The sequence below is a fragment of the Pseudomonas petrae genome (assembly GCF_021728295.1).
GTDB lineage: Bacteria > Pseudomonadota > Gammaproteobacteria > Pseudomonadales > Pseudomonadaceae > Aquipseudomonas > Aquipseudomonas petrae.
The window spans coordinates 292488-319026 of the sequence record NZ_JAKJXE010000006.1; the positions used below are offsets into that span (position 1 = coordinate 292488).

Sequence of the window (26539 nt, forward strand, 5' to 3'; positions counted from 1 at the left end):
GCGGAGGAGGCTGGTCTCGTGAAAGGGGGGCGGCCCGGGCGCTGTGGTCCGCTGCGAGGACCGTTAAAGACGGAAAAGATTCCGTCCAAAACCGGTGTAGGACTCAAGTATTTCAATTGCCGGCCGAAGGTGTAGCTGCACAGCCGATTCACCTCAATCGGTTCATCGATTCCCTTTAATAGAATTCGTCCGAATGGTGTTCCTGAGATCAGGACGACCCAGTCGTTCGGCAAGGAGCCCCCATGTCTCAGCCTCGCGCCCGAATTGCTTCGCAACTCGGCATCGCCCTGGCCGTTATTCTGGCCGTCGTCATTAGCGGCAGCACGCTGTTCGCCCTGCGCTCACTGGACTCGGCAAACCTGGCCATCCGTGAAGAGCACATGGGAAGCGAGGCCCGTTTGCTGGCCGACCAGTTGAACACCTTCCACAGCACCCTGCGTGACAGCACCCAGCGTTTGAGCGGCCTGTTCGAGAAGCGTTTTTCGGGCGGTCTGAGCCTGCAGGCTGATCAGCAGATTGCGGTCGCGGTCGCGGGCGTGCAGACCCCTACGCTGCTGCTGAACGGCACGGCACTGAACAACGATTTCATGGAAGTCGACGATTTCAAGAAAATGACTGCCGGTGTTGCGACGGTCTTCGTTCGCAGCGGCGACGACTTCGTGCGCGTCAGCACTTCCCTGAGCAAACAGGACGGCTCGCGCGCCATCGGCACCTCGCTGGATCACAAACATCCGGCCTATGAAAAGCTCCTCGCCGGGCAGGGATACGTCGGTCGCGCGCTGTTGTTTGATCGACTGTACATGACTCAATACAGCCCTGTGCGTGACGCCAGCGGCAAGGACATCGCCGTGCTCTTCGTCGGATTCGATTACACCGACGCGCAAAAGGCGCAGTTCGACAACCTGAAGAACTTTCGCATTGGCTCCACCGGATCGCTGGCGCTGCTCGACGAGCAGAACAAATGGCTGGTGCCGCCTGCGGGCGTGAAAGATCTGGATAAGGCAAGCACCACCCTGGCCGGGTTCGCCGAGACGCCAAGCGTCGGGCGTTTCTGGCAGGACGCCGGTGAAGATTTTTACACCGTCGGCGAGAAGTTTGCCGGCGGCCCGTGGACGGTTCTGGCGACGATGCCCAAGGATGAAATCAGTGCGGTGACCTGGAGCGTCGGTACCCAGCTGGCCATTGGCAGCCTGCTGGCGATGCTGATCGCTGTCGGTGCCGCGATCTGGCTGTTGCGCAGCAAGCTGCGGCCGCTGTCGGATCTGGTCAATCAGGCCGAAGCCCTCGGCGCAGGTGACTTGAGCGCACGTCTGAACATTTCCAGCCATGACGAAATTGGCCAGTTGGCGGGCAGCTTCAACAAGATGGGCCAGGCGCTGGAAACCATGGTGTCCCACATCCGCACGGCGGCGCTGGAAGTCAGCGGTCGTGCCAACGCGCTGTCCGGTCTGTCGGGCGGCGCTTATGAAGGGATGGAGCAGCAATCCGGCGAAATCACCAGCATGGCCGGTGCAGTGGAGGAGTTCAGCGCCACGGCCCTGACCATCGCCGACAACATGGGCACCACCGAACGCATGGCGCAGGGCAATGCCCAGCAGACGCGTATTGGCCGCACGTCAATGGAGGAGGCATCGGCCTCACTGGAGCAAATTGCAGGCTCGCTGAGCAGCACCGCGACGGTGATCGATACCTTGGGCCAGCGCTCGCAAGAGATCGGCGGGATTGTCAGCGTCATCACCTCGATCGCCGAGCAGACCAACCTCCTGGCCCTCAACGCCGCGATTGAAGCAGCGCGCGCCGGCGAGCAAGGCCGTGGTTTTGCGGTGGTGGCGGATGAAGTCCGCAGCCTGGCATCACGTACGCGCCAGGCCACCGACGAAATCTCCGGCATGATCAGCAGCATTCAGCTGGAGACCAGCAATGCCATCAGCACCATGCAGCAAGGCAACGCGCTGATGCAGGAAGGCCTGTCGCGCAACGCCAAAGTCGCTGCAGCGCTGGCCCAGATCGACGAGCAAAGCCGCTCGGCCGGTGAGCAATTTACGTCCATCACCACGGCGAGCCAGGAGCAGAGCAACACCGCCACCCTGCTCAGTGCCAACCTGCAAAGCATCGCCCTGGCGAACAGCGAGCAACGCGAAGTCGTGTCCAACCTGGCGATCACGGCTCAAGAGCTGAACGCCGTGGCGGCTGACTTGCAGAAGGAAGTGGATCGGTTTCGGTGAGGCGGGAGAGCTGCCTAGGCGCTTGAGCAAACCCGCCTTGGCATACTTGCTCCATTCAATTGTCAGCACCGCGCTTCCTTTGGAGTAATTCGGTAGCGGCAGCCATCACGTCCTCGTGAGAGTGCGTCGGGCCCGAGTCCTCCATGGCTTCACGCACCTTGGCCCTGAACCATTGATCGTAGGCGTCCGGGTGTGCGCCGAGGCCTGCGGGTAAACCGCCTTCCCGGACCACCCGCGTAAGCAAAATACGCACGGCATCGGAAATGGTGAGGCCGAAGTTGGCCAAGGTCTCCGATGCCTGGTTTTTAAGTGCCTGATCAATTCTCACATGCAGCATTGAAGTCTGGGTTGTCATGAGGGCTACTCCTGAAAAAGATCACTATGTATCTCATTTGAGATACGCATAACGAAGATCTTTAGTTCGTCGAAGGCCGATACTGCAAAGCCTCGGCAATGTGGCATCGGGCGATTGCGTCGACCTTCTCCAGATCAGCCAGCGTGCGCGCCACTTTCAGGAGGCGGTGGGCGGCGCGCAGTGACAGGTTCAAGCGTTCGCAGGCGTTTTCGAGCCAGGCTTCGTCTTCCGGCAACAGTGCGCAGTGTTGGCGCAGCGCGGGCAGATCAAGAAAGGCGTTGGCGCAGCCTTGGCGTCGTTGTTGGCGCTGGCGTGCATCGGACACCACCTCCGCTGCGCTGGCGCTTTCACTTTTGCAGTCGGGCGTTCCCGCTAAAGACGTGGTTTCCCGGGCGACCGTCAGGTGCAGGTCAATCCGGTCGAGCAACGGGCCGGACAGCTTGTTGCGGTACCGCTGAATCTGGTCGGTTGAGCAGCGGCAGCGCCCGGTCGGCTCGCCGTGATAACCGCACGGGCAGGGGTTCATCGCCGCGACCAGTTGAAAACGCGCCGGAAAGCGCACCCGATCCCGCGCGCGGGAAATCACGATGTGGCCCGATTCGAGGGGCTCGCGCAGGACCTCCAGCACACGCCGATCAAATTCCGGAAGCTCGTCCAGAAACAACACGCCGTGGTGCGCGAGGGTGATTTCTCCGGGTTGCGGGCGACTGCCACCCCCGACCAGTGCAGGACCTGATGCCGAGTGATGAGGCTGACGAAAAGGACGCTGGGGCCAACTGGTCAGCGGGGCATGACTGGCGACCGATTGGATCGCCGCCACCTCCAACGCTTCGAGTTCATCCAGCGGCGGCAACAGCCCCGGCAAACGGCTAGCCAACAGAGTTTTCCCGGTGCCGGGAGGGCCGCTGAAAAGGAGATTGTGTGCCCCGGCGGCGGCTACCAGCAGAGCCCGCTTGGCGGCGGTCTGGCCTTGCACCTCACTCAAATCAGGATAAGGCTGCGTCTGCAGAATCAGGCCGTTGGATTTATATGGCGGGATGACCGTATGCCCATTCAGGTGGGACACCAGCTCCAGCAGATGACTGACTGCAATCACCTTCAGGCCTGACGCCAGACACGCTTCCTCGGCATTCACCGCCGGCACGATCAACGTGTGGCCCGCCTCCCGCGCAGCCAGTGCCGCCGGGAGCACGCCCTGCACGGGCCGAATCGCACCGGACAGCGCCAGCTCCCCCAGACATTCAATGCCCTCCAGTGCAAGCGTCGGCACCTGCGCGCTCGCGGCCAACAACCCAAGTGCGATGGCGACATCGAAGCGTCCGCCGTCTTTGGGTAGATCGGCAGGGGCCAGATTCAACGTGATCCGCCGCGCGGGAAATTCCAGTCGACAGTTGAGGATCGCACTGCGCACCCGATCCTTGCTTTCCTTCACCGCCCCTTCCGGCAGACCCACCAGCGTCAGGCTCGGCAGCCCGTTGGCGAGATGGGTTTCGACGGTGACGGCAGGCGCTTCAACGCCAACTTGGGCACGGCTCAGAACAATCGCGAGGGACATGTCTTTCCTTGTAGGCAGCACCGCTTCCTGCGGCGAGCTGAAGGATAGTCATTGGCCCGGCGCGTGGGCAGGGCATGTTTTTCGGGGTGTGTATGAATCGAAGGATTGAGGTAAACCATGACCAGGACTGGAATGCAGCCTGTACGTCCGGGAGAAATTCTCACCGAGGAATCTCTCAAACCGTTGTCAGCTGCGGACAACACTTTAGTCACCTTCGCCGCGGCGCGAGCCGGTGACTTCGAAGCGCTTGTTGCCATCCGGATCGACGCCATGCGTGAGAGTCTTGAACGCATTGGTCGCTTCGATCCCTTGCGTGCTCGGGAGCGTTTCCGGGAGGGCTTTGCGCCAGAATTTACTCGACACGTCGAGGTTTCTGGCGAGCGGGTAGGGTTTGTCGTGGTCAAGCCGCGTGTCGACGGGTTGTCGCTCGATCACCTCTACATCAAGCCAGGCGCACAGGGATCAGGGATCGGTTCGATTGCTCTTCGTCAGATCTTCATGGAAGCGGATGCGGCGGCGCTGACTTTATACGTTGGGGCGCTGAAGGAAAGCGCTTCAAATCGGTTTTACACCCGTCATGGTTTTCAGTTTGTCGAATCTGGCGAATTTGATAATTATTATGTTCGGCACTCTGCTCAAGGCTGCCCGTCAGTGGGTAGCTGAACAAAGCCTTCATAGACAGTGCCGACATGGCGCTACTGCTGGCAGCCTGTTTTGAGACCACCCCGGGGTTTTGGCTGAACTTGCAACTCACCTCCGATCTGCGGCAAGCAGAGATCGAGCGAGGGGAGGCGATCAGGGCCCAGGTTCAGCGCATTGCGCACTGCGCCTGAGCACCCTCGGGATTCAACGCTCAATCCTGTGGCTCAGCCCCTGACGCTTTCGGTTGCGTCGCCAACAGCGCTTCCATTTCCGCCATCTTCGCTTCAAGTGCCTCAAGACGGGCGCGGGTGCGGGCGAGGACGATCATCTGGCTGTCGAATTCTTCCCGGCTGACCAGGTCCAGCTTGCTGAAGCCGCTCTGCAGCAGCGCCTTGAACTGGGTTTCGAATTCGCTGCGTGGAACCGGGGTTTCGCCGTTGAACAGGCGGGAAGCGTGACCGCTCAGGGCGTCGAGAAAGGCTTTGGGGGCGAGCATGATGGAATTCCAGAATCAGATGACGCGAGTGTAGCACGCAGCTTTTGGCCACTTGGGGCAGGGGATGCACTGCACGCTTTTCGCGCATGGCCTCGGGCACGTGCGCACCGTTGTTGTGCGGTGATGGCAATCGACGACTACGCTAAGGCATGAATTAACAGTCTAAGGGCCGAAATTCATGCCGATCGATGAGATGGCAAGCTTTCTGCTTAGTGGCTTGTAACCCATGCACTGATGCAGTCGCTGTGACGAATGCAGTGCGGCAGGCGGAGCGGGGAATGTTTCGTCAGAAGCGGTTTTCTGGAGTTGGTCAGGTCTGTTACGGACACGACGCGTTACAAAGCCAGACACTGCGCTTAGACTTGAGTCGGGTTTGTTTTCCTGGGGCAAGTCCACCAATTCGGGAGAAAGTTTCATGAAGCTAGTCACTGCCATCATCAAGCCGTTCAAGCTGGACGACGTACGCGAGTCGCTGTCCGAAATCGGCGTGCAGGGCATCACGGTTACTGAAGTCAAAGGCTTCGGACGTCAGAAAGGCCACACCGAGCTGTATCGCGGTGCGGAGTATGTAGTCGACTTCCTCCCCAAGGTGAAGATCGATGTTGCGATCGACGACAAGGATCTGGACCGCGTTATCGAAGCGATAACCAAAGCGGCCAACACTGGCAAGATCGGTGACGGAAAGATCTTCGTGGTCAATCTGGAACAGGCCATCCGCATCCGTACCGGCGAAACCGATACCGACGCAATCTAAGCCGCCAAACCCCAACGCCCCAGGAGAAAACAATATGACTCTGCGTCAATTCGCAGGGCTAGGAGCCCTGTTGTCCCTCGTAACCCCTGGCTTGGCCATGGCGGCAGACGAAGTGGCAGCCCCCGTACTGAATTCCGGCGACACCGCCTGGATGCTGACATCGACGGCGCTGGTGCTATTCATGACCATCCCCGGTCTGGCGCTGTTCTACGGCGGCATGGTCCGCTCGAAAAACATTCTTTCCGTGATGATGCAGTGCTTCGCCATTACCGGCCTGATCAGCATTCTGTGGGTCGTCTACGGCTACAGCATGGCGTTCGACACCACAGGGATGGAAGCCAACGTCGTCAACTTCAACTCCTTCGTCGGCGGTCTTTCGAAGGCGTTCCTGGCAGGCATTACCCCAGCCAGCATTACAGGTCCTGCAGCACTGTTCCCGGAAGCCGTCTTCGTGACCTTCCAGATGACCTTCGCCATCATCACCCCGGCCCTGATCGTCGGCGCCTTCGCAGAACGCATGAAGTTCTCCGCGATGCTGATCTTCATGGGAATCTGGTTCACCCTGGTTTACGCCCCAATCGCGCACATGGTCTGGAGCGGCGTCGGTGGTCTGTTGTGGGACTGGGGCGTTCTCGACTTCGCGGGCGGCACGGTTGTTCATATCAACGCCGGTGTGGCTGGCCTGGTAGCGTGCCTGGTACTCGGCAAGCGTAAAGGTTTCCCGACCACCCCGATGGCTCCGCACAATCTGGGTTACACCCTGGTAGGCGCGGCCATGCTCTGGGTGGGCTGGTTCGGTTTCAACGCCGGTTCCGCAGCTGCGGCCAACGGCACCGCGGGTATGGCAATGCTGGTCACCCAGATCGCTACGGCTGCTGCAGCGCTGGGCTGGATGTTCGCCGAATGGCTGACCCACGGTAAGCCAAGCGCTCTGGGCATCGCCTCGGGTGTGGTTGCCGGTCTGGTGGCGGTGACTCCAGCCGCCGGTACTGTAGGCCCAATGGGCGGCCTGATCATCGGTCTGGCGGCAGGCGTGGTCTGCTTCTTCTGCGCCACCAGCCTGAAACGCAAACTGGGCTACGACGACTCCCTGGATGCCTTCGGCGTTCACGGTATCGGCGGTATCCTCGGCGCGATCCTGACCGGCGTGTTTGCAGCGCCTTCGCTGGGCGGCTTCGGTACAGTGACCGACATCGCGGCGCAAGTCTGGATTCAGTGCAAAGGCGTCGGCTTCACGGTCATCTATACCGCGATCGTGACCTTCATCATTCTCAAGGTGCTCGATATGGTCATGGGCCTGCGCGTCACCGAAGAAGAAGAAGCGGTCGGCCTGGATCTGGCGCAACACAACGAACGTGGCTACAACTTGTAATCCACGCATGAAAAAATGCCCGGGTCTCCGGGCATTTTTTTGTCTGGCGTTTGTCGATAGGGATGTCCGAACAGGGGGCAGGCGTTCCAGCCAGGAACATCCGCTGCAATATTCGGCCAAACCTGACGGTTTTGGACGCTTGCGAGGGCATAAATGCCCTTGTTCAGCGCTCTTGAAAATCGTCGCTCATTACGCACTTTGTTTTTTTTTCCAGCGCGTTAGAATGCGCGCCGAAGGGCGGAGAACGGTATGTGGCAACAGACCTTGATCACGCTGCGGGCAAGGCCTCGTGGTTTCCATCTGGTGACTGACGAGATCGTCGCAGGCCTTCGCGAATTACGCGAATGCCGCATCGGCCTGCTGCATGTCTGGTTGCAGCACACCTCGGCCTCGTTGACCGTCAACGAGAACGCCGACCCGGCAGTACGTCGCGATTTCGAGCGTTTCTTCAACCGTCTGGTGCCTCAGGGGCGCGACGGCTACGAGCATGACGACGAAGGGCCCGATGATCTGCCTGCGCACTTCAAAGCCAGTCTGCTTGGCTGCCAGCTTACATTGCCGGTTACAAATGGACGGCTGGCGTTGGGCACATGGCAAGGTATTTATCTGGGCGAGCACCGCGATTCAGGCGGTGCCCGTAAAGTCCTCGTCACGCTTCAGGGTGAGGGGCACGACCGCTGAGAGTACGCGGTAGTTGAATTTTTTCCGGCTGTCCAAGAAATCACGCCCAGCTGGGCTATAACTAATCTGCTTTCGCAAGTCATGAGGTAGAACATGAGCGACGACGACATTGAAGAAGGTCTGGAAGACGATCTGGAAGAAGGGGAGGACGGTGAGGGGCTTGCAGCGGCTTCCGATGAAGATGTAGTGGAGGTCGACGACAGCGCTGAAGTCTCTGCGACTCCGGCCAAAGGCAAGGCCAAGGCCGCCGTCTCGGTTGACGAATTGCCCAGCGTGGAAGCCAAGAACAAAGAGCGTGATGCTCTGGCTCGCGCGATGGAAGAGTTCCTGGCTCGCGGTGGAAAGGTCGTGGAAGTGGAGGCCAACGTGGTCGCCGATCCGCCCAAGAAGCCCGATAACAAGTACGGCAGCCGTCCTATCTAAGGGAATGGCTGTGCGCTTGATGAAAAACCCGCTGTCGCTGCGGGTTTTTTATTGCCTGCGATTTAGCTTGTCAGGTACTGGCGTCGGGCAATGCTGCAGGAGCGCGCTTGCCCGCGAACCGCGATGTGCCTGATATAAATGTGTAGCTGACCCACCGCAGTTCGCGGGCAAGCGCGCTCCTACAAAGAGCGGCGTTCACCAAGCGGGAAGTAGTGATCAAGCCCAGCGCGCCAGCACCTCTGGCAACTGCGTCAGACTGCTGATCTCGGCATCCGGCGCTTTTTCAGCCTCCCAGACTTTACCGCCGGGGTTGTACCAGATCGCCCGCAGACCGGCCTGTTGAGCGCCCGCAATGTCGTCACCCGGGTGATCGCCGACATGCACGGCTTGGCTGGCATCGGCATTGCCGCGTTTCAGCGCTTCGACGAAAGGCGCAGGGTCGGGTTTGCCGATACCCAGATCTTCGGCGCACAGCGCGAAGGCGAAATAGTCGGCCAGACCAAGGCGGCGGACGTCGGCATTGCCGTTGGTCACGACGCCTAGCGTGTAAGACTTGGTCAGGATCTCCAGCGTCGGAACCACTTCGGGGAAAATGTCCAGCTGGTGTCGCCCCTGAAGGAACACTTCAAAGCTCTGGTCCGCCAACTCATGGGCTTCGGTATGACCATAGCCGGCATCCTCCAGCGCATGAAAAAGCACCTTGCGGCGCAATGCACTGATCCGGTGCTTGAACGTCGGGTCCTCGTCTATCAGCCGCGAGCGTATTTCCCACAGATGCTCGACCGGAACCGGCCCGAGTTTTGGCGCGTTAGCAGCCAGCCACTCACGCAGCTTGGCTTCGGCACTGACAATCGCCGGTGCGGTTTCCCACAGCGTGTCGTCCAGATCGAAGGTGATCAGCTTAATGCTCATTGTCGGCGTTACCTTTGCGCTTGGCCCGTGGATGGGCGCTGTCGTACACCGTGGCCAGATGCTGGAAATCCAGATGGGTGTAGATCTGAGTGGTGGCGATGTCGGAGTGGCCCAGCAGTTCCTGCACGGCGCGCAGGTCCTGGGACGACTCCAGCAAGTGACTGGCGAATGAATGCCGAAGCATGTGCGGGTGCAGGTTCTGGCCCAACTCGCGTTCGCCGGCGGCCTTGACCCGCAGTTGGATCGAGCGCGGCCCTAGACGGCGGCCTTGCTGGCTGACGAACACCGCATCGTCCTGCGGATTGGCCAGCGCCCGCTGTTTGAGCCATTCCTCCAGCGCTTCCCGGGCCTTTCTTCCGACCGGCAAAACGCGGCTTTTGCTGCCTTTGCCGAGGACCTGCACAAGACCGTCCGCCAGATCCAGGTCTGCGCAGTTCAGCCCGGTCAGCTCGGACAGGCGCAGGCCTGACGAATAGAACAGCTCGAGGATGGCCTGATCGCGCCGGGCCAGAAAATCGTCTTCGACCCCGCCTTCAAGCAGTTGCAGGGCGCGGTCGGCATCCAGGGTTTTCGGCAAGCGACGCTCGCCCTTGGGCGGTGACAGGCCATTGGCCGGATCGTGATCGCAAAGGCCTTCGCGGTTGAGGTAGTGATAAAAGCCGCGAACGGCTGACAGCAGTCTGGCCAGGCTGCGCGAGGATTGTCCCTGCTGGTGAAGGCGAGCGACAAGGCTGCGCATGGCCTGGATATCCAGCGCTTTCCAGCTGTCGATGTGCTGCTTTTCGCAGAACGCCAGGACCTTGTTCAGGTCGCGACGATAGGCTTCAAGCGTATGGCTCGACACTTGGCGCTCACTGCGCAGGTGCGTGCAGTAAGCGTCCAGTTGCCGCTCCATGACTAGCGAACCGACCGCAGCGAATTGGTGAAGCGTGGCAGCAGGCGGCTGAGCACGTCGGCGATGTAGCTGAGAAACAGCGTGCCGACCGAGCTTTTGTAATGCTGCGGATCACGGCTGCCGATCGCCAGAACGCCGTGCAGGCCTTGGTGGCTGAGGGCGGCCAGGGCGGTTGAGCCCACTTCCTTGCTTTGCTCGCTGCCGAACAGAAACTCGAGTTCATGCTCACGCAGCGCGCCACACAGGGTCTTGCCGCCGGACATCAGCCCGCCAATGGCTTTCTGCGCATCGGCGGCGCTTACCCAGCGCCCGACGGTCATCGGGTTGTCGCTGAACAGGATAAGGCTGACGAAGGGCACCTGAAACTCCTGGCGCAGGCTGTCTTCCACGCAGATGACGATCTCTTCAAGACTGGTCGCGTCCATCAGATCGAGAATCAACCGGCGGGTTTTTTCAAACAGCCGGTCGTTGTCCCGGGCCACGTCCATCAGTTGCGAGAGCCGGTGCCGCATCTCGATGTTGCGCTCGCGCAGCAGTTTCAGCTGGCGCTCGACCAGCGAGACGGTGTCGCCCCGTTGGTGCGGGACGCGCATCATCGCCAGCAGCTCGTCGTGCTCGGCAAAGAAATCAGGGTGTTGTTGCAGCCAGGCCGCGACCGCCTCGGCTTCAAGGGCAGGCACTGCGTTCTCGGCAGGGGACTGGCCGGGCGTGTCGTTTGAAGTCTGAGGCTGGTCGGTCATTGGACTCTCACTCATAGACGTACTTGGCCTTCGTAAACCCGGACAGCCGGGCCAGTCATCATCACAGAATGGCCGGGGCCTGCCCACTCGATGGACAGGCGTCCGCCCGGCAGGTCGATCAGCATTGGCGAATCCATCCAGCCCTGAGTAATGGCCGCGACCGCTGCCGCGCAGGCACCGGTGCCGCAGGCCTGGGTTTCCCCGGCGCCACGTTCCCACACCCGCAGTTGCGCGCGCTGGCGGTCGACGACGTGGAGAAAGCCCACGTTCACCCGCGCCGGAAAGCGCGGATGGTTCTCGATCTTCGGTCCCAGCACATGCACCGGTGCGTTGTTGATGTCGTAGACGCGCAGCACGGCGTGCGGGTTGCCCATGGACACGGCCGCGAGCTCGACGGTCTCGCCATCGACATCAAGCGAATAACTGGCGGCCTGCTCTGGCGCATCGAACGGGATGTCCGACGGCAGCAGACGCGGCGCGCCCATATCAACGCTGATCTGGCCATCGTTGCGGATGTCCAGCTCGATGATGCCGCTCTTGGTCTCGACGCGGATCTGCTTCTTGGCGGTCAGCCGCTTGTCCAGCACGAAACGGGCGAAGCAGCGCGCACCGTTGCCGCATTGCTCCACTTCGGAGCCGTCGGAATTGAAGATACGGTAGCGGAAGTCCACGTCCGGATTATTCGGCGCCTCGACCAGCAGCAGCTGATCGAAACCGATACCGGTATGGCGATCGCCCCATTGCTTGGCGTGCTTGGGCAAAATGTGCGCGTGTTGGCTCACAAGGTCCAGCACCATGAAATCATTGCCCAGGCCATGCATCTTGGTAAAACGCAGCAGCATGGGATTACTCCGGCAGCAGGCTTTCGCCGGCAAACAGCTCAGTCACGGTTTCACGGCGACGCACTTCGAAGGCTTGCTCAGCATCCACAAGCACCTCGGCGGTACGCCCGCGGGTGTTGTAGTTGGAACTCATCACGAAGCCATAGGCGCCGGCCGAATGCACCGCCAGCAGATCGCCTTCAGCCAGTGCGAGTTTGCGCTCCTTGGCCAGGAAGTCCCCGGTTTCGCAGATCGGGCCGACGATGTCGTAAGTGCGTTTGGCGCCGTCGCGAGGTTTGACCGCTGTTACGTCCATCCACGCCTGATACAGCGCCGGACGAATCAGGTCGTTCATGGCGGCGTCGACGATGGCGAAGTCTTTGTGCTCGGTGTGCTTGAGGTACTCCACGCGGGTCAGCAGCACGCCGGCATTGGCAACGATGAAACGGCCGGGCTCGAACATCAGCGCCAGATCGCGGCCATCGAGGCGTTCACGCACGGCTTTGATGTAGTCGCCCGCGAGTGGCGGCTCTTCGTCGCGATAACGCACACCCAGACCGCCGCCCAGATCGATATGCTTCAGCAGAATGCCGCAATCGCCCAGCCGGTCGACCAGATCGAGCAAGCGATCCAGTGCATCAACGAAAGGCGAGAGCGTAGTCAGCTGGGAGCCGATGTGGCAGTCGACGCCGATAACGTCGAGATTCGGCAGCTGCGCGGCGCGGATGTAAACGTCTTCGGCGTCCGCGATGGCGATGCCGAATTTGTTTTCCTTGAGGCCGGTGGAGATGTAGGGGTGGGTGCCGGCGTCGACGTCCGGGTTGACGCGCAACGAAACCGGAGCGCGCACGCCCATTTCGGCGGCGACGACTTGCAGGCGTTCGAGTTCGTCGGTGGATTCGACGTTGAAGCAGTGCACGCCGACTTCCAGCGCACGGCGCATGTCATCGCGGGTCTTGCCGACGCCCGAAAAGACAATCTTGTCTGCCTGACCGCCCGCCGCCAGTACGCGCTCCAGTTCGCCACGGGAGACGATGTCAAAACCGGCGCCCAGACGCGCCAGGACATTGAGAACGCCCAGATTTGAGTTGGCTTTGACGGCGAAGCAGACCAGATGCGGCATGCCGTTCAGTGCATCGGCGAAAGCGCGGTACTGCGCTTCGATGTGCGCGCGGGAATAGACGTATGTCGGCGTGCCGAAGCGTTCGGCGATGGCAGACAACGCCACTCCTTCCGCGAACAGCTCACCGTCGCGGTAGTTGAAGGCGTCCATGACTGATTCCTAGTAGGTCGAAGTCTGATGCTTGTGCGAGTGCGATTTGGTCTGGCTGGTGCCGTCGGCGGACGAGTCGTCGTCGGGCAGATACAGTGGACCTTTCTGACCGCAGGCAGAGACCAGACACGCAACTGCAAGCAGCGCGGCCAGGGAGGAAATCAGGCGCTTCATGGCGAAATCCTTTGTATAAGCATTAATTGCGCCCGAGTATACCGACCACCCGACAGATTGCCTATGCGCTGGAGTTCCCGTCCGGCGGGGGTTTGACGCCGCCGCGCAATTAGACGGCGCTGCACGCGCGGATTTCTGACGCAGCCTGCAGTGGAGCGAGAAGCTTGATGCCTTCTCGGCCAAAGCCGTTCCCACAATTGCACTTGGGCGGGTAGGCTTTGCATTTGCCGGGGAGCGACCGTATCGTGCGTCGCTGCGCCATCCGCTGACACTTTTGAGGTTCATGCAATGAGTTTGACCGAAGCCCGTTTTCACGACCTGGTCGATGCCACCCAGGAAAAGCTCCAGGACATCTTCGACGAGAGCGGTCTGGATCTGGACGTTGAGAGTTCGGCCGGTGTGCTGACCGTCAAGTTCGAAAACGGCTCGCAGTTCATTTTCAGTCGTCAGGAGCCGTTGCGTCAGCTGTGGCTGGCGGCTGCGTCGGGTGGTTTTCACTTTGATTACGACGAAGAAGCGAAACACTGGATCTGCGACAAGAGCGAAGAGCTGTTGAGCGAGATGCTCTATCGTCTGGCAAAGCAGCAGGCCGGCGAAGAGATCGACTTCGATGCCCTCGACGGCAGCGATGGCAACCGCCAGTGACCGTTAACGCAACGCCGGTCAAACCGCCAAAACCGCTGTTCAGCAACGTCAGCCCGGCTGTGCCGTCGCCGTGCATCAGCATCTGCCGGCTCGACGAGGACAAAGTCTGCACGGGGTGTCAGCGCCACGTCGAAGACATCCGTGAGTGGCGGGCGGCGACCGATGAACGCCGGCGCGAGATCGTGCGGCAGGCGGATCAGCGTCGCAGCGCGACTTCCGATCGCTTGTAGGTCACGCCTCGTCCATCGCGGCATTCAATGACTGTTCCAACTCGGCTTTGTAGCGCAGGAACAGGATGGTCTGCCCGCGCGTATCCCCCAGTATTCCGGACAGGTCCAGGTCGGTGATGTAGCAGCGGTAACGTTGCGGCTCGCGGCGCTGCTCGAGAATCCTGTGCGCCACGACGCTGAACAGCTGATCGCCAAACTCCAGTTCGGAGAACTCCATCCCGTCGCAGTACAGCGTCACGCTGACCTGGCCGGGGGACGCCTCCTCGATGATCGCCTGCACATCAAAAAACGATTTGTCGATGAGCATCGCCGGGCTCGGACGATGCTCAACGCGGCGGGCCCGCCCTGATCCATCGGGGGTTATGCGGTAATACAAAGCCTCCAGCGAGGTTGATTCCAGCGGGTGATCCAGTGGCAGCAACGCCACGCGCCGGTACATCAACGATTGAAAAAAGCGCTGCAGCGGCACCAAAAGGCTGGATTCAGCGTGATAAGGCACCTGCTGATGCCATAGCGCATTGCGCTCATCAAGCACGTACAGGTCGGCATTCGGCTCGTTGATCCGGTAAAACACCTGAATGCACTCAGGCTGGCCGTACGGGATGAACAGCGACAGGTCCGAGTCGTCCAGTGCCTGGGGGTCCAGATGAATCGGGCTGTAGGCGGAAAGCTCTTCTCCCAGATAGTCAAAGAGCGCCGGCAAGTGGTCGAGTGTGACATGACTGATCTGACCGGGGATCATTTCCAGGACGTGATACCGCTGCTCGACCTGGATGAGATAGCGATGATTCAGGCGCCGGTCCAGCAGCAGTTGCGCTGTGCCGATGAGCTCCTCCACGCGCTGGGCGATGGCCTGCGCGCGGTTGTGGCAAAAGCAGCGCACGCGGATCACAGGCCTCGCGGACTTTTCCGGCAGGCCGTTGAACAATTCTGTCAGGCAGTCCAGCAGCGCATGGGGGCCGTCGAAGCGATTGACCAGCACCTCGTTCCAGCTGTTGAGAGTGATCTGGTCAAAAGTCAGCACCAGATTTTCGCGCACACCGGCGTAGCTCAGCGAGTCGGTTCGCTCGGTGGTCATCAGGATGTTCAGGTCTTTGTGATGCCTGAGGGGATCGACGCCGACGTTGACCAACAGCAGAATTTCGCGGGGCACGCTCGCGCTCAGCAGCACCTCTTCCTCGACCATGCCCGGCGGTAGCGCAATGCTCTGCTGCAATGCGCCTTGCAGATTGAACAGCTCGAACTCGGTCAGATCGCTGATGCCGGGGTGCAGCGCCAGGCGCGTGCTGCTGTCGATGACGTTGTTGCGATGGCACCACGTAAGCAATTCCAGCAGCTCGCGACTGCGCTTGATCGGCGCAAACGTCTCCAGCTCGTGGGCGCTCAGACTGCCGTTGTAAAGACACCATTGATACCTGCCGGGCTCGCGCTTGTTCGGCAGTTGCGCCAGCGTCAGCGTGTCCTCGGCCAGATCCGGCGCGATGCCCGGATTGAGAAATTCCACTTTGCCGGCTTTGCGTTCAAAGGCTGCGTACAGACGACGCCCAAGCACGTTCAGATCGCGCTTGTTGATCGAATTGACTGCCTTTTGCGCCCGCGCGAACTGGGTCAGGAAGCGGTAACTGAAGTTGAGCTCGCCGACCAGTGCGCGGCGCTCGCTGGCAACCTGACGCACTTTCCACTGGCTGCGGCTGTCGAGCAGCGCCAGCTGGCGCTCGTCCCAATTCCACTCATTGACCAGCCGCTCCAGCAACAGGCGCTGCCAACCGTTGCTGCGGTGGCGGGTGGAACCCGTGAGTTTCTTGTTCACTTTCAGGTACAAACTGCGGCGTACCAGTTCCAGCCGCTCGGGCTCACCCCGCGCCAGCAGGTACTCCTCAATGCGCCGGTACACCATTACATACGGGTCCAGCTCGTCGAGGTCGGCGCGGTTGGCGAACACGGCTTTCTTGAAGCGCATGCTCAGGCACTGCACCTGCGGGTGTTCGCTGGCGTAGACCTCGGTGAGCAGCAGCTTGAGCACCGATTTGTAAGGCGATTCGATGCCTTTGAACAGCTGCCACAGTCCGGCGCCGATGAATTCGCCCGGCGGGATGTGCGACATATTGCCGAGGTCCAGCACCTCGTCAGCGCGAATAAAGCGTTTCGACAGCAGAGTGTGGGCGTATTCGGCGTAGCGCGTTTCCTCATAGACCGGCACCAGCCACCACATCGGGGTGCGCCCGGCCAGCCAGATGGCGGTGCGATAAAACTCGTCGAGCAGCAAATAGTGCTGCGTCGTGCCGCAGTCCTCGCCGCTCAGCTGCGCGTCGCGTTCGCCGACGACAAAACGCTCCGGATCGACGAGAAAGAAGTGCGCCTCGGCGCCCATGCTTGCTGCCCAACTTTCAAGCGACTGGCACTTCCTGCGCAGCTCCTGGATTTCGTCTGCCGACAGTAGCGGGTCGTGGCAGATCCATACGTCCATGTCGCTCTGGTCGGCCTGGGCGAGGGTGCCAAGGCTGCCCATCAGGAAAATGCCGTGAATCGGCTGCGGTGGGTTCACCCGGCGTGGTTTGTAGGAGAACGACCGCGTCAGGCGTTGCGCTTCAGCAAGGGAATGGGCGTCAGGCTCGTAATGGGAAACGCCAGCGGGGGTCGAGCCCGACACATAGCCCGGCAACAACGGATGATTGACGTGGAAAAACAGCGGAAGCAGCGAGAGCACGCTTTGCTGACGGCTCGACAGGCCTTCGTACGCGCGCGCCAGTCGACTCTCGCTCAATGCCAGGAAGCGGCTGCGTAACTGAGCGAGGACCTTGCGATCAATGCCCTCATCCAGATCCGGGCGAATTTCGGAACTACGCGTCATCGCGACTCGAAGCCGGCGGGCGGCACTGCATGAAGTGAGGGTGTAGCGATAATCAAGACAGCTGGGCGTCAGGCCGTTACGGCTCGACTGCGCGTCTTTTTTATGGCGCCATTATTTTATCGGCGCAGCATCGTCGAAATAGAGGATTCGCGAAACCTTTATTTGATGCGTCCAGGCAAAGGTTTCGCGAGGGACGAAGTCAGGCAGCTTCCTGGCTTGTGGCAAGAATGATCAGCAGCGATTGCGCGTGGTCGGCGGCATCCAGCCCCAGGCTGGTCAAGTAGCCTCCGTCGTTTTGCGTGGTGAGGCCTTTGTCGAAGAGTCGTTGGGCGGCGGCGACGGCCGTGGGAGCCGCAGAATGGTGGTGGACCTTCAGTCCCTCTTTGGTGTTGCGCAGATTGAACAGTGACAGGATTTCCAGCTCGGCAACCAATTCAGGGGTAAACGACATAGGTGCTCCAGACTTTTTCCAGTGGATACACCGCGATCAGAATCGCAGGCGTGACGGCCCCGTCGCCATGCGGCAGCGAGGCTGTTGGAGTGTAGTCAGGTCTGGGGATTTTGCAGAAAGTATCTGGCCGGTCGTCAGGTCGGGTGGGCGACCGGCATGTGTGGCGGGTTTTACTCGTCTTCCGCCAGTCGCACGCCCGGCGGCATGTCGGGCAGTGCACGCAGGGCCGCTTCGTACCAGACGGTATTGAACGGGCGATCTTCGGCCAGGATCCCGTCGATCTCCAGCGCCAGAATGTGAGCCATCATCTGCAGAATCTCTTCGCGCTCGATGCCCACCAGGGTCAGTTTGTTGAACGTGGCTTTGGCCGCAGGCGGATTGTCGCTCTCGATCTGATTTTCGATGGCTTCAATCAGCGTCGCTTCAGCGAACTCTTCGTCGTCGATTTCGATGTTGTCGCTCATGTTGTTCTCGATGTCCTGCCAATTGAATGGGGTAGCCCGCACCGGGCGACCCCGTTTATGCGTTTAGCGGGTGGCGAGCAAATGCTGGCCGCGAACAGCCGCTGCCTTTACCTGATCCGGCGCCGTGCCGCCGATATGGTTGCGGGCATTGACCGAACCTTCGAGCGTCAGCACCGCAAAGACATCCTGCTCGATCTGGTCACTGAACTGACGCAGTTCGTCCAGCGTCATCTCTGCCAGATCCTTGCCGGTCTCAACGCCATATTTCACCGCGTGCCCGACGATCTCGTGGCAATCGCGGAACGGCAGGCCGCGGCGGACGAGGTAGTCGGCCAGGTCGGTGGCGGTGGAGAAACCGCGCAGCGCGGCCTCGCGCATGATGGCGTGCTTCGGTTTGATCGCCGGAATCATGTCGGCGAAGGCACGCAGCGAATCGCGCAAGGTGTCGGCAGCGTCGAACAGCGGCTCCTTGTCTTCCTGATTGTCCTTGTTGTAGGCCAGCGGCTGGCCCTTCATCAAGGTCAAAAGCCCCATCAATGCGCCGAATACGCGGCCGCTTTTGCCGCGGACCAGTTCGGGAACATCAGGGTTTTTCTTTTGCGGCATGATCGAGCTGCCGGTGCAGAAACGATCAGGCAGGTCGATGAACTGAAATTGCGCGCTGGTCCACAGCACCAGCTCTTCCGAGAAGCGCGACAGGTGCATCATCGCAATGCTCGCGGCGGAGCAGAACTCGATGGCGAAGTCGCGATCGGAGACGCTGTCCAGCGAGTTGCCGCCGACCGCTTCGAAACCCAGCAGCTGGCAGGTCAGTTCGCGGTCGATCGGGTACGTGGTGCCGGCCAGCGCGGCGCTGCCCAGTGGCATACGGTTGGTGCGTTTGCGGCAATCGACCAGACGCTCGTAATCGCGGCTGAGCATTTCGAACCACGCCAGCATGTGGTGGCCGAAGGTCACCGGTTGCGCGGTCTGCAGGTGAGTGAAGCCCGGCATGATGGTGTCGGCTTCGCGCTCGGCCAGCCCCAGCAGACCTTCTTGCAGGCGAGTGATCTCAGCCAGAATCAGGTCGATTTCATCACGCAGCCACAGGCGGATGTCGGTGGCGACCTGATCGTTACGGCTGCGCCCGGTGTGCAGTTTTTTACCCGTGACGCCGATGCGATCGGTCAGGCGCGCTTCGATGTTCATGTGCACGTCTTCGAGGTCCACGCGCCAGTCGAACGTGCCGGCTTCGATCTCGCCCTGGATGCTCTTCAGCCCGTCGATGATCGTGTCGCGCTCGGCGTCTGTCAGCACACCAACCTTGGCCAGCATCGTGGCGTGGGCAACGGAGCCCATGATGTCGTGGCGATAAAGGCGTTGATCAAAGGTGACGGAGGCGGTGAAGCGTGCGACGAAGGCGTCGACGGGTTCACTGAAGCGGCCGCCCCAGGACTGGTTGGTCTTGTCGGTGCTCATGATTCGCTCGCTGCTGTGCTGGTGGCTGAAACTGATGAAAAACCGGCGCCGGCCGATTCTAAAGACGCGGGCGATGATAACAGCATTGCCGTTTATTTATCCCCGGCGGCTTGCCCGCAACGGTATGAGCGAAGAGACTGGCGGCCATGCAAAACGAGCGCAAACAACCGGGGCAGAGCAGTGCGCCCGGCAAAGAGTTCTTCCTCCCGGAACTGTGCCTGCCCCAGGCGTTGCTGATGCTGGTCGTGCTGGCGGAGTTGCTGGTCTTCGTGCTTGTGCTCATCGAACCCATGCGACCGGATTTCGACTGGGTGCGGCTGGCGCTGATTTCTCTTTTCGTGCAGTGGATCGTGCTGTTGTCCGCCGCGCTGCTGTGTGGATTGCGCCCCTGGCTGGCGCGCCTGCGTGCTGGCGTGGCCGGCTGCATCGGTTGTCTGCTGGTGGTCGCGGTGACGCTGATGTGCACCGCCGTGACTGACTACTACCAGGTCAATCCCCCGACCTCCTTCGATGGCGTCGTCGAGCGGTACCTGCGCTACGCACTGATCGCCTTGATCATGTCCGCGCTGATGCTGCGCTACTTTTATCTGCAGAGTCAGTGGCGCAAACAGCAGCAGGCGGAGCTTCAGGCCAGGATCGAGTCCCTGCAAGCGCGTATTCGTCCGCATTTTCTGTTCAACACACTCAATAGCATCGCCAGTCTGGTCACCAGCGATCCGGTCAAGGCGGAGCAGGCGGTGCTTGATCTGTCTGACCTGTTTCGGGCCAGTCTGGGCAAGCCCGGCAGCCTGACGACATGGCGCGAAGAGCTTGAATTGGCGAAACGCTATTTATCGATTGAGCAATATCGACTTGGCGAGCGTCTACAGTTGGACTGGGCCGTAAGTGCAATTCCTGACGACTTGCCAATTCCCCAGCTAACCTTGCAGCCATTATTGGAAAACGCGTTGATTTACGGCATCGCGCCCCGTGTTGAAGGCGGCGTGGTCAGAGTTGAGGCAGACTACGAACGGGGAGTATTTATATTGCGCGTCAGTAACCCTTACGATGAGGTCGTCTTACGGCAAAACCCAAGCGGCACTCAGCAGGCCTTGGCAAATATCGGCGCTCGACTCACGGCACTTTTCGGCCCTCTCGCCAGTCTGAGCGTGGAGCGCCGAGACGGTCGTCACTTCACCTGTCTACGCTATCCTTGTGCGAGACTCACGCAGGAAGCCAGAGCAATATGAATGTCCTGATCGTTGATGACGAACCCCTAGCCCGAGACCGCCTGAGCCGTATGGTAAGTGAGCTCGAGGGTTACAAGGTTCTGGAACCCAGCGCCACAAATGGCGAAGAAGCATTGCAGCTAATTGAAAATTTGAAACCCGACGTGGTGTTGCTGGATATCCGCATGCCTGGCCTGGACGGACTTCAGGTCGCGGCAAAGCTATGCGAGCGCGACACCCCACCTGCCGTCGTGTTTTGCACGGCCCACGACGAATTTGCGCTGGAAGCCTTCCAGGTCAGCGCCGTGGGTTACCTGGTCAAACCGGTTCGTCCCGAGCATCTGCTTGAGGCGTTGCGCAAGGCCGAGCGGCCGAATCGTGTGCAACTGGCGGCGATGACCCGGCCTGCTGCGGAAAGCGGCACCGGCCCGCGCAGCCACATCAGCGCACGTACCCGAAAGGGCATTGAGCTGATCCCGCTGGCCGAGGTCATCTATTTCATCGCTGATCACAAGTACGTGACCCTGCGCCACGAAGGCGGCGAAGTGCTGCTGGATGAGCCGCTCAAAGCCCTGGAAGACGAATTCGGCGACCGTTTCGTACGCATCCACCGCAACGCGCTGGTCGCCCGGGAACGCATTGAACGCCTGCAGCGCACGCCGCTGGGCCATTTCCAGTTGTTCCTGAAAGGGCTCAACGGCGATGCGTTGATCGTCAGCCGCCGGCACGTTGCCGGTGTGCGCAAGATGATGCAGCAGTTGTAAGCGAGTGCCGCGAGGGGCATGCCGTGATGCGGGCGACACGCCGTCGCATGGCGTACGCAGGTTGATTGAGATCATGATGCGCGCAGATTGAATACAGTCATTCGGCCCGATCTGGCCGAGCTGTTATTATTCGCCGCATTCACTCAGTACGGACCGGTTCATGTCTTCTCGCGAAATCCGCATCGCCACCCGCAAAAGCGCCCTGGCTCTTTGGCAAGCAGAGTACGTCAAGGCGCGTTTGGAGCAGGCGCATCCCGGCCTGATCGTGACGCTGGTGCCGATGGTCAGTCGCGGCGACAAGCTATTGGACTCGCCGCTTTCGAAAATCGGTGGCAAGGGTCTGTTCGTCAAGGAGCTGGAAACAGCCCTGATCGAGCGCCAAGCCGACATCGCCGTTCACTCGATGAAAGACGTCCCGATGGACTTCCCTCAAGGGCTCGGCCTGTTCTGTATCTGCGAACGCGAAGACCCGCGCGACGCCTTCGTTTCCAACACCTATGCCAGTCTCGATGAGCTGCCCGCCGGCGCCGTGGTCGGGACGTCAAGCCTGCGCCGGCAGGCTCAGTTGCTGGCGCGTCGGTCTGACCTGCAAATCCGGTTTCTGCGCGGCAACGTCAACACGCGCCTCGCCAAGCTGGATGCAGGTGAGTACGACGCGATCATCCTTGCCGCGGCCGGCCTGATCCGTCTGGGTTTCGAAGACCGCATCACCGCCCCCATCAGCATCGACCACAGCCTGCCGGCAGGCGGGCAGGGCGCGGTGGGCATCGAATGCCGCAGCGTCGATATCGAACTTCATGCTTTGCTGGCCCCGCTGCATCATGACGACACCGCCGTGCGGGTCACGGCTGAGCGTGCGCTCAACAAGCACCTCAACGGTGGTTGCCAGGTGCCGATCGCCTGTTATGCCGTATTGGAAGGCGAACAACTGTGGTTGCGCGGTCTGGTGGGCGATCCCTCCGGCACAGTGCTGCTGCACGCTGAAGCGCGTGCGCCACAAGTGGACGCTCAAGCCTTGGGCGTACACGTGGCCGAAGCGCTGCTGGCTCAAGGTGCGGCGAAGATTCTCAAAGCGGTATACGGCGAGGCAGACGACGAGTGAAGGCCTGGCGTTTGCTGCTCACGCGTCCTGCTGAAGAATCGCAGGCCCTTGCGCAGACGCTGGCTGAGGTCGGCGTGTACAGCGCCAGCCTGCCGTTGTTGGAGATCGAGCCTCTGCCGGTTTCAGAAGCCAACCGTTCCATCATTTACGACCTCGCGGGGTACTGCGCCGTCATCGTCGTCAGCAAGCCGGCCGCGCGCCTTGGGCTGGCGATGCTCGATGAAGTCTGGCCGCAGCCGCCGATGCAGGCGTGGTTTACCGTCGGCGCTGCAACCGCCCAGATCCTTGATGACTATGGCCTGCACGTGTTCTTCCCCGAACACGGCGACGACAGCGAAGCGTTGCTCGACCTGCCGCAGTTTCAACAGGCTCTCTCGGGCTACGACCCCAAAGTGCTGATCATGCGCGGCGAAGACGGGCGCGAGCTGCTCGCCGAGCGTTTGCGTGAGCGTGGTGTAGTGGTCGATTACCTGCCGCTGTATCGTCGGCACCTGCCGCAATACCCGGCTTTCGCGCTGCCCGACACGGTAAAAGCGGAACGCTTGAATGGGCTGGTGGTCAGCAGTGGACAGGGTTTCGAGCATCTGCGTGAGTTGGCGGGCGACGCCTGGCCTACGCTTGCGCAGATGCCTTTGTTTGTACCAAGCCCCCGGGTCGCCGAAAAGGCGCGTGCTGCCGGGGCTCTTAACGTAGTGGACTGCCGTGGCGCGAGCGCCCCGGCCTTGCTGGCAGCATTGCGCGAACACCCCGCGCCTGCCTCACAGGCGTAATGGTCGATCAGTCGGATTACGCGACGCCCAAAATGCAAAGGATGGATACGTGAGCGAAACAGTCTTGCCAAAAGATGACGTTGAACCGGTACTGGCCAAACCTGAGGCGCTGCCGGATCCAACGTACAAAGAACCGTCGAATCGCCGAAGCAGCAACGGGCTCGCCATACTGGCGCTGTTGCTGGGCGCTGCGGGCGTTGCCGTTGGCGGCTGGAGCGTTTGGCAACTGCGCGCCATGCAGGCCGGTCATCAGGAGCAGTCGGGGCAGTTGCAGGACATCGGCGCTCAGACTCAAGCCCTCAAGCAGAGCGAGCAGCAAATCGCCGCACGTCTGGGGCAATTGCCACCGGCTGAAGAGCTGGAAGATCGCCGTCGCCTCGTCACGCAGTTGCAGGGTGATCAGCAGCGCCTGAGCCAGCGTGTGGAGACCGTGCTCGGTGCCAGCCGCAAGGATTGGCGGCTCGCCGAAGCGGAGCATCTGCTGCGCCTGGCAAGCCTGAGGCTGTCTGCGCTGCAAGACATCAACAGTGCTGCAGCACTGGTGCAGGGCGCTGACGAGATTCTGCGCGAGCAGGACGATCCCGGCGCCTTCGCGGCCCGCGAGCAATTGGCCAAAAGCCTGACTGCGCTGCGCAGCGTCGATCAACCGGATCGCACCGGATTGTTCCTGCAACTGGCGGCAGTGCGTGATCAAGTCGCGCAGCTGAATGAGCTGGCGCCGGAATACAAGGACAAGGGCGATTCACTGTTCGGTTTGACCGATGGCAGCGAGGACAGCTATTGGGCCAAGTGGTGGGACAAGATCTCTCAGTACGTGCGAATCGACTTCCATGCGGACAAAAATATTCGTCCGTTGCTGGCAGGCCAGAGCCTGACCCAGGTTCGCCTGGCATTGAGCCTGGCGATCGAGCAGGCACAATGGGCCGCGCTCAACGGCCAGGCCCCGGTTTACGAAAAGGCCATGGCTGAAGCCCGAAACGTTCTGGACAACAATTTCAATCGCGATAACCAGCAGAGCAAAGCCCTCGGCCAGCGTCTGGATGAGCTGGGCAAACAGCCGGTTTCAGTCGCCACCCCTGACCTGACACAAAGTCTGGCTGCGGTTCAGGCGTATCTCGAACAGCGTCACACGCCTGTAGGCGGTGCGCTGGAGAAACGCGCTGAAGAGGCGCAGCCCGGGAAACAGCCATGAAGCGCGCTTACGTCATCCTCTTCGTGCTGGTGGTGGCCGCGGCGCTGATCGGTGTCGCGATCTCCCGCCATGCGGGTTACGTGCTTATTTCCTACGACACTTTCCGCTACGAATCGAGTATCTGGGCAGCGCTGGCGTTACTCGTCGCCGTCCTGTTCATTCTGTGGCTGGTGCGCGTGCTGATCACGTTGCTGACGACTTCTGGCGGGGTGGTCAATCCCTGGTCGCGTCGTAACAGAAGCCGCCGTGTGCAAAACGCGATCGAGCAAGGCCAGATGGACCTCGCCGAAGGCCGTTGGGCCAGCGCGCAACGCAATTTGCATCGCGCCGCCGAGGCGGAACGTCAGCCACTGCTTTACTACCTCGGTGCAGCCCGGGCAGCGAACGAGCAGGGCCGTTACGAGGAAAGCGATAACCTGCTTGAGCGCGCGCTTGAGCGTCAGCCGCACGCCGAACTGGCCATTGCGCTGAGCCACGCGCAATTGCAGGTGGACCGCGGGGATCTCGACGGAGCGCTGGTTACCTTGCAGGCCATGCAGGAACGCCATCCGCATAACCCGCAGGTGTTACGCCAGTTGCAGCGCCTGTACCGGGAGCGCGGTGAATGGGCGGAATTGATTCGCCTGATGCCTGAGCTGCGCAAGGACAAAGTGCTTCCGGCGCAAGAGCTGGCGGAACTGGAGAGACGCGCCTGGGGCGAGAATCTTTCGCTGGCGGCCCATCGTGAATCCGACAGCGATACCGTTGCCACGGGTTTACCGTCGCTGGAAAACGCCTGGCAGCAATTGACTTCGGCCCAGCGCCAGGAGCCTGCGCTGGTGCTGGCGTACGCCGAACAACTGCGGCGTTTGGGCGCCGACGTGCAGGCCGAGGAAGTTTTGCGCACGGCCATGAAGCGCGATTACAACACCCACCTTGCGCGGTTGTATGGACTGGTGCGCGGCGCCGATCCTGCCAAACAACTGCAGACCGCCGAAGGTTGGCTGAAAAGTCATACCAATGACCCAGGCTTGCTGTTGACCCTGGGCCGTCTGTGCCTGCAAAGCAGCTTGTGGGGTAAAGCACGTGATTATCTCGAGTCGAGCTTGAGGTTGCAGCGCAACCCGGAAGCGTGTGCCGAACTGGCTCGTTTGCTTGCGCAACTGGGCGAGACCGATCGCAGTAATCAACTGTTTCAGGAAGGCCTGGGTCTGCTGGATGAGCGTTTGCTCGCACGTCCGTTGCCAGCGCTGACACGCGCTTAGACTGGAGTAGGACGTCAAACCGAAGAGGCCCGATCGCGGGCCTCTTCAGTGTCTGATTCGCTGATTTGTGTAGGACTTTTCTGTGCTTGTTGTGGCTTGTTGAGAGGATCTTAGGGCTATCGGTACAACCTCTTAAACACGGCGTCGGGATTTACCTACATCAACAAAGAAATATCCTCCGTTGGGTGCCTTGAAAGCGACTCGCGCTTTCCTCTACCGTAGCCGCCTTCGTCTTTTGTTACGGATCTTCCATGCAGCTGGCTCGTACGCGCTCCTTGTTCTCTCTGGCGTTTCTGGCCTGCGCATCGATTGTGGGAGCGACGGTTTATCTCGGCCCTGTGGTTGATGCGGCGCCATGCCCGATGTGTCTGCTTCAGCGTGTGCTCATGGCGTTATCGGCGGGTGTGTGCCTGCTCGCCGCGCTGCACGCGCCGGGCAAATCCGGCTGGCGTATCTACGCGGGCTTTCTTTTACTGTTTTCCGCTTTGGGGGCGAGCGTCGCGGCACGTCAGGTCTGGTTGCAGGCATCGCCACCCGAGAACATGGCGGCGTGCATTGAAAACCTTCACTACCTGATGGAAACGCAAATCTACGTGAAGGTCATGGCGATGGTGCTGGCGGGAAGTGCAGGGTGCTCCGAGATCAACTGGTCGCTGTTCGGCATCAGCTTGCCGGAGTGGAGCCTGTTGGCATTTTCCGGCTTGGGACTGTTCGCGCTGTACTACCTTTTTATCGAGTTCCGTCGATTCAGATCAATGGATCTGGGGACCCCGGATTAAACACTTGTATGAACTTTCTGTCCTGCGTACCTTGATGGGCCAGTCATGCGGGCATAATCTGGC

At 60.7% G+C, this 26539-nt stretch carries 28 protein-coding genes; 15 read left to right on the forward strand and 13 right to left on the reverse strand.

The genetic code is table 11. From position 1 onward, the window contains the following. The first annotated feature begins 242 nt into the window (after positions 1–242). The gene (locus tag L4G42_RS12825; protein WP_237260849.1) at positions 243–2225 is read left to right on the forward strand and encodes a methyl-accepting chemotaxis protein; all 1983 of its coding nucleotides are present in this window, start codon (positions 243–245) and stop codon (positions 2223–2225) included. A 55-nt stretch (positions 2226–2280) separates the two neighbouring features. Here the strand turns inward: L4G42_RS12825 and L4G42_RS12830 are convergent, their stop codons facing one another. Continuing rightward, entirely contained in the window at positions 2281–2580 is a 300-nt protein-coding gene (locus L4G42_RS12830) for a type II toxin-antitoxin system RelB/DinJ family antitoxin (RefSeq protein WP_237250071.1), read from the reverse strand. Between the two features lie 61 nt (positions 2581–2641). Continuing rightward, positions 2642–4135, reverse strand: coding sequence for a YifB family Mg chelatase-like AAA ATPase (locus L4G42_RS12835; protein ID WP_237250070.1), 1494 nt, complete (start codon positions 4133–4135; stop codon positions 2642–2644). A 270-nt stretch (positions 4136–4405) separates the two neighbouring features. On the opposite strand from L4G42_RS12835, the gene L4G42_RS12840 reads away from it, so the two are divergent. Next, entirely contained in the window at positions 4406–4798 is a 393-nt protein-coding gene (locus L4G42_RS12840; protein ID WP_237250312.1) for a GNAT family N-acetyltransferase, read from the forward strand. Positions 4799–4988: 190 nt separating this feature from the next. On the opposite strand, the gene L4G42_RS12850 is transcribed toward L4G42_RS12840, so the two are convergent. After that, positions 4989–5273 (reverse strand): accessory factor UbiK family protein, encoded by a 285-nt coding sequence (locus L4G42_RS12850; protein ID WP_237250069.1) that lies wholly within the window; start codon positions 5271–5273, stop codon positions 4989–4991. A 415-nt stretch (positions 5274–5688) separates the two neighbouring features. Between L4G42_RS12850 and glnK the strand changes: the two genes are divergently transcribed. The 4 genes from glnK to L4G42_RS12870 all read left to right on the forward strand — a co-directional run bounded on the left by glnK (position 5689) and on the right by L4G42_RS12870 (position 8503). Further along, entirely contained in the window at positions 5689–6027 is a 339-nt protein-coding gene (gene glnK, locus L4G42_RS12855) for a P-II family nitrogen regulator (protein ID WP_002555808.1), read from the forward strand. Positions 6028–6061: 34 nt separating this feature from the next. Beyond that, on the forward strand, positions 6062–7399 hold the full coding sequence (locus tag L4G42_RS12860; protein ID WP_237250068.1) for an ammonium transporter: 1338 nt from the start codon (positions 6062–6064) through the stop codon (positions 7397–7399). A gap of 249 nt (positions 7400–7648) precedes the next feature. Beyond that, positions 7649–8080 carry a secondary thiamine-phosphate synthase enzyme YjbQ gene (locus tag L4G42_RS12865; protein WP_237250067.1) on the forward strand — a complete coding sequence of 144 codons (432 nt, stop codon included), beginning with the start codon at positions 7649–7651 and terminating at the stop codon, positions 8078–8080. A gap of 93 nt (positions 8081–8173) precedes the next feature. Continuing rightward, a complete protein-coding gene (locus L4G42_RS12870) occupies positions 8174–8503 on the forward strand; it encodes a hypothetical protein (protein ID WP_192171409.1) in 330 nt (109 codons plus the stop codon). A 216-nt stretch (positions 8504–8719) separates the two neighbouring features. On the opposite strand, the gene L4G42_RS12875 is transcribed toward L4G42_RS12870, so the two are convergent. The 6 genes from L4G42_RS12875 to lptM are packed head-to-tail and all read right to left on the reverse strand — an operon-like array spanning position 8720 to position 13318. Next, complete coding sequence (locus tag L4G42_RS12875; RefSeq protein ID WP_237250066.1) at positions 8720–9415, reverse strand: HAD family hydrolase; 696 nt, start codon at positions 9413–9415, stop codon at positions 8720–8722. Further along, entirely contained in the window at positions 9405–10310 is a 906-nt protein-coding gene (gene xerC, locus L4G42_RS12880; protein WP_237250065.1) for a tyrosine recombinase XerC, read from the reverse strand. The genes L4G42_RS12875 and xerC overlap by 11 nt, the downstream gene beginning before the upstream one ends. Positions 10311–10312: 2 nt before the next feature. Next, a complete protein-coding gene (locus L4G42_RS12885) occupies positions 10313–11050 on the reverse strand; it encodes a DUF484 family protein (protein ID WP_237250064.1) in 738 nt (245 codons plus the stop codon). 11 nt (positions 11051–11061) lie between these two features. Further along, entirely contained in the window at positions 11062–11892 is an 831-nt protein-coding gene (dapF, locus tag L4G42_RS12890) for a diaminopimelate epimerase (protein WP_237250063.1), read from the reverse strand. 4 nt (positions 11893–11896) lie between these two features. Further along, positions 11897–13144, reverse strand: coding sequence for a diaminopimelate decarboxylase (gene lysA, locus L4G42_RS12895; RefSeq protein WP_237250062.1), 1248 nt, complete (start codon positions 13142–13144; stop codon positions 11897–11899). A gap of 9 nt (positions 13145–13153) precedes the next feature. After that, positions 13154–13318: an LPS translocon maturation chaperone LptM gene (lptM, locus tag L4G42_RS12900; RefSeq protein ID WP_192171403.1), complete on the reverse strand. Its 165-nt coding sequence runs from the start codon at positions 13316–13318 to the stop codon at positions 13154–13156. Between the two features lie 288 nt (positions 13319–13606). Between lptM and cyaY the strand changes: the two genes are divergently transcribed. After that, complete coding sequence (gene cyaY / locus L4G42_RS12905; protein ID WP_237250061.1) at positions 13607–13963, forward strand: iron donor protein CyaY; 357 nt, start codon at positions 13607–13609, stop codon at positions 13961–13963. Beyond that, positions 13960–14193: a DUF1289 domain-containing protein gene (locus L4G42_RS12910; protein ID WP_237250060.1), complete on the forward strand. Its 234-nt coding sequence runs from the start codon at positions 13960–13962 to the stop codon at positions 14191–14193. The genes cyaY and L4G42_RS12910 overlap by 4 nt, the downstream gene beginning before the upstream one ends. A gap of 1 nt (position 14194) precedes the next feature. Here L4G42_RS12910 and L4G42_RS12915 read toward each other — a convergent pair whose 3' ends face one another. The 4 genes from L4G42_RS12915 to argH all read right to left on the reverse strand — a co-directional run bounded on the left by L4G42_RS12915 (position 14195) and on the right by argH (position 19417). Next, positions 14195–17044 (reverse strand): class I adenylate cyclase, encoded by a 2850-nt coding sequence (locus tag L4G42_RS12915; protein ID WP_237259221.1) that lies wholly within the window; start codon positions 17042–17044, stop codon positions 14195–14197. 199 nt (positions 17045–17243) lie between these two features. Beyond that, positions 17244–17495 (reverse strand): TIGR02647 family protein, encoded by a 252-nt coding sequence (locus L4G42_RS12920; protein ID WP_237250058.1) that lies wholly within the window; start codon positions 17493–17495, stop codon positions 17244–17246. A 170-nt stretch (positions 17496–17665) separates the two neighbouring features. Further along, complete coding sequence (locus tag L4G42_RS12925) at positions 17666–17959, reverse strand: hypothetical protein (protein WP_237250057.1); 294 nt, start codon at positions 17957–17959, stop codon at positions 17666–17668. Between the two features lie 63 nt (positions 17960–18022). Then, entirely contained in the window at positions 18023–19417 is a 1395-nt protein-coding gene (gene argH / locus L4G42_RS12930) for an argininosuccinate lyase (RefSeq protein ID WP_237250056.1), read from the reverse strand. Between the two features lie 146 nt (positions 19418–19563). On the opposite strand from argH, the gene L4G42_RS12935 reads away from it, so the two are divergent. The 7 genes from L4G42_RS12935 to L4G42_RS12965 all read left to right on the forward strand — a co-directional run bounded on the left by L4G42_RS12935 (position 19564) and on the right by L4G42_RS12965 (position 26476). Further along, a complete protein-coding gene (locus L4G42_RS12935; protein WP_237250055.1) occupies positions 19564–20646 on the forward strand; it encodes a sensor histidine kinase in 1083 nt (360 codons plus the stop codon). After that, a complete protein-coding gene (locus tag L4G42_RS12940) occupies positions 20643–21389 on the forward strand; it encodes a LytR/AlgR family response regulator transcription factor (RefSeq protein ID WP_074892681.1) in 747 nt (248 codons plus the stop codon). Before L4G42_RS12935 ends, L4G42_RS12940 begins: the two co-directional genes overlap by 4 nt. A gap of 160 nt (positions 21390–21549) precedes the next feature. Then, on the forward strand, positions 21550–22491 hold the full coding sequence (hemC, locus tag L4G42_RS12945; RefSeq protein WP_237250054.1) for a hydroxymethylbilane synthase: 942 nt from the start codon (positions 21550–21552) through the stop codon (positions 22489–22491). Beyond that, positions 22488–23261: a uroporphyrinogen-III synthase gene (locus L4G42_RS12950; RefSeq protein ID WP_237250053.1), complete on the forward strand. Its 774-nt coding sequence runs from the start codon at positions 22488–22490 to the stop codon at positions 23259–23261. Before hemC ends, L4G42_RS12950 begins: the two co-directional genes overlap by 4 nt. 49 nt (positions 23262–23310) lie before the next feature. Next, the gene (locus L4G42_RS12955; RefSeq protein WP_237250052.1) at positions 23311–24453 is read left to right on the forward strand and encodes a uroporphyrinogen-III C-methyltransferase; all 1143 of its coding nucleotides are present in this window, start codon (positions 23311–23313) and stop codon (positions 24451–24453) included. Next, positions 24450–25697 (forward strand): heme biosynthesis protein HemY, encoded by a 1248-nt coding sequence (locus tag L4G42_RS12960; protein ID WP_237250051.1) that lies wholly within the window; start codon positions 24450–24452, stop codon positions 25695–25697. Before L4G42_RS12955 ends, L4G42_RS12960 begins: the two co-directional genes overlap by 4 nt. 251 nt (positions 25698–25948) lie before the next feature. Then, positions 25949–26476 (forward strand): disulfide bond formation protein B, encoded by a 528-nt coding sequence (locus tag L4G42_RS12965; RefSeq protein ID WP_237250050.1) that lies wholly within the window; start codon positions 25949–25951, stop codon positions 26474–26476. Positions 26477–26539 lie beyond the last annotated feature (63 nt).

Coding starts and splice junctions, on each gene's coding strand:
- L4G42_RS12940 (WP_074892681.1), top strand. CDS start 20,643: ATGAATGTCCTGATCGTTGATGACGAACCCCTAGCCCGAGACCGCCTG.
- L4G42_RS12925 (WP_237250057.1), bottom strand. CDS start 17,959: ATGAGCGACAACATCGAAATCGACGACGAAGAGTTCGCTGAAGCGACG.
- xerC (WP_237250065.1), bottom strand. CDS start 10,310: ATGGAGCGGCAACTGGACGCTTACTGCACGCACCTGCGCAGTGAGCGC.
- cyaY (WP_237250061.1), top strand. CDS start 13,607: ATGAGTTTGACCGAAGCCCGTTTTCACGACCTGGTCGATGCCACCCAG.
- L4G42_RS12915 (WP_237259221.1), bottom strand. CDS start 17,044: ATGACGCGTAGTTCCGAAATTCGCCCGGATCTGGATGAGGGCATTGAT.
- L4G42_RS12850 (WP_237250069.1), bottom strand. CDS start 5,273: ATGCTCGCCCCCAAAGCCTTTCTCGACGCCCTGAGCGGTCACGCTTCC.
- L4G42_RS12840 (WP_237250312.1), top strand. CDS start 4,406: ATGCGTGAGAGTCTTGAACGCATTGGTCGCTTCGATCCCTTGCGTGCT.
- L4G42_RS12875 (WP_237250066.1), bottom strand. CDS start 9,415: ATGAGCATTAAGCTGATCACCTTCGATCTGGACGACACGCTGTGGGAA.
- dapF (WP_237250063.1), bottom strand. CDS start 11,892: ATGCTGCTGCGTTTTACCAAGATGCATGGCCTGGGCAATGATTTCATG.
- argH (WP_237250056.1), bottom strand. CDS start 19,417: ATGAGCACCGACAAGACCAACCAGTCCTGGGGCGGCCGCTTCAGTGAA.
- L4G42_RS12860 (WP_237250068.1), top strand. CDS start 6,062: ATGACTCTGCGTCAATTCGCAGGGCTAGGAGCCCTGTTGTCCCTCGTA.
- L4G42_RS12865 (WP_237250067.1), top strand. CDS start 7,649: ATGTGGCAACAGACCTTGATCACGCTGCGGGCAAGGCCTCGTGGTTTC.
- lptM (WP_192171403.1), bottom strand. CDS start 13,318: ATGAAGCGCCTGATTTCCTCCCTGGCCGCGCTGCTTGCAGTTGCGTGT.
- L4G42_RS12825 (WP_237260849.1), top strand. CDS start 243: ATGTCTCAGCCTCGCGCCCGAATTGCTTCGCAACTCGGCATCGCCCTG.
- L4G42_RS12830 (WP_237250071.1), bottom strand. CDS start 2,580: ATGACAACCCAGACTTCAATGCTGCATGTGAGAATTGATCAGGCACTT.
- L4G42_RS12960 (WP_237250051.1), top strand. CDS start 24,450: ATGAAGCGCGCTTACGTCATCCTCTTCGTGCTGGTGGTGGCCGCGGCG.
- L4G42_RS12935 (WP_237250055.1), top strand. CDS start 19,564: ATGCAAAACGAGCGCAAACAACCGGGGCAGAGCAGTGCGCCCGGCAAA.
- L4G42_RS12920 (WP_237250058.1), bottom strand. CDS start 17,495: ATGTCGTTTACCCCTGAATTGGTTGCCGAGCTGGAAATCCTGTCACTG.
- L4G42_RS12965 (WP_237250050.1), top strand. CDS start 25,949: ATGCAGCTGGCTCGTACGCGCTCCTTGTTCTCTCTGGCGTTTCTGGCC.
- hemC (WP_237250054.1), top strand. CDS start 21,550: ATGTCTTCTCGCGAAATCCGCATCGCCACCCGCAAAAGCGCCCTGGCT.
- L4G42_RS12870 (WP_192171409.1), top strand. CDS start 8,174: ATGAGCGACGACGACATTGAAGAAGGTCTGGAAGACGATCTGGAAGAA.
- L4G42_RS12885 (WP_237250064.1), bottom strand. CDS start 11,050: ATGACCGACCAGCCTCAGACTTCAAACGACACGCCCGGCCAGTCCCCT.
- glnK (WP_002555808.1), top strand. CDS start 5,689: ATGAAGCTAGTCACTGCCATCATCAAGCCGTTCAAGCTGGACGACGTA.
- lysA (WP_237250062.1), bottom strand. CDS start 13,144: ATGGACGCCTTCAACTACCGCGACGGTGAGCTGTTCGCGGAAGGAGTG.
- L4G42_RS12835 (WP_237250070.1), bottom strand. CDS start 4,135: ATGTCCCTCGCGATTGTTCTGAGCCGTGCCCAAGTTGGCGTTGAAGCG.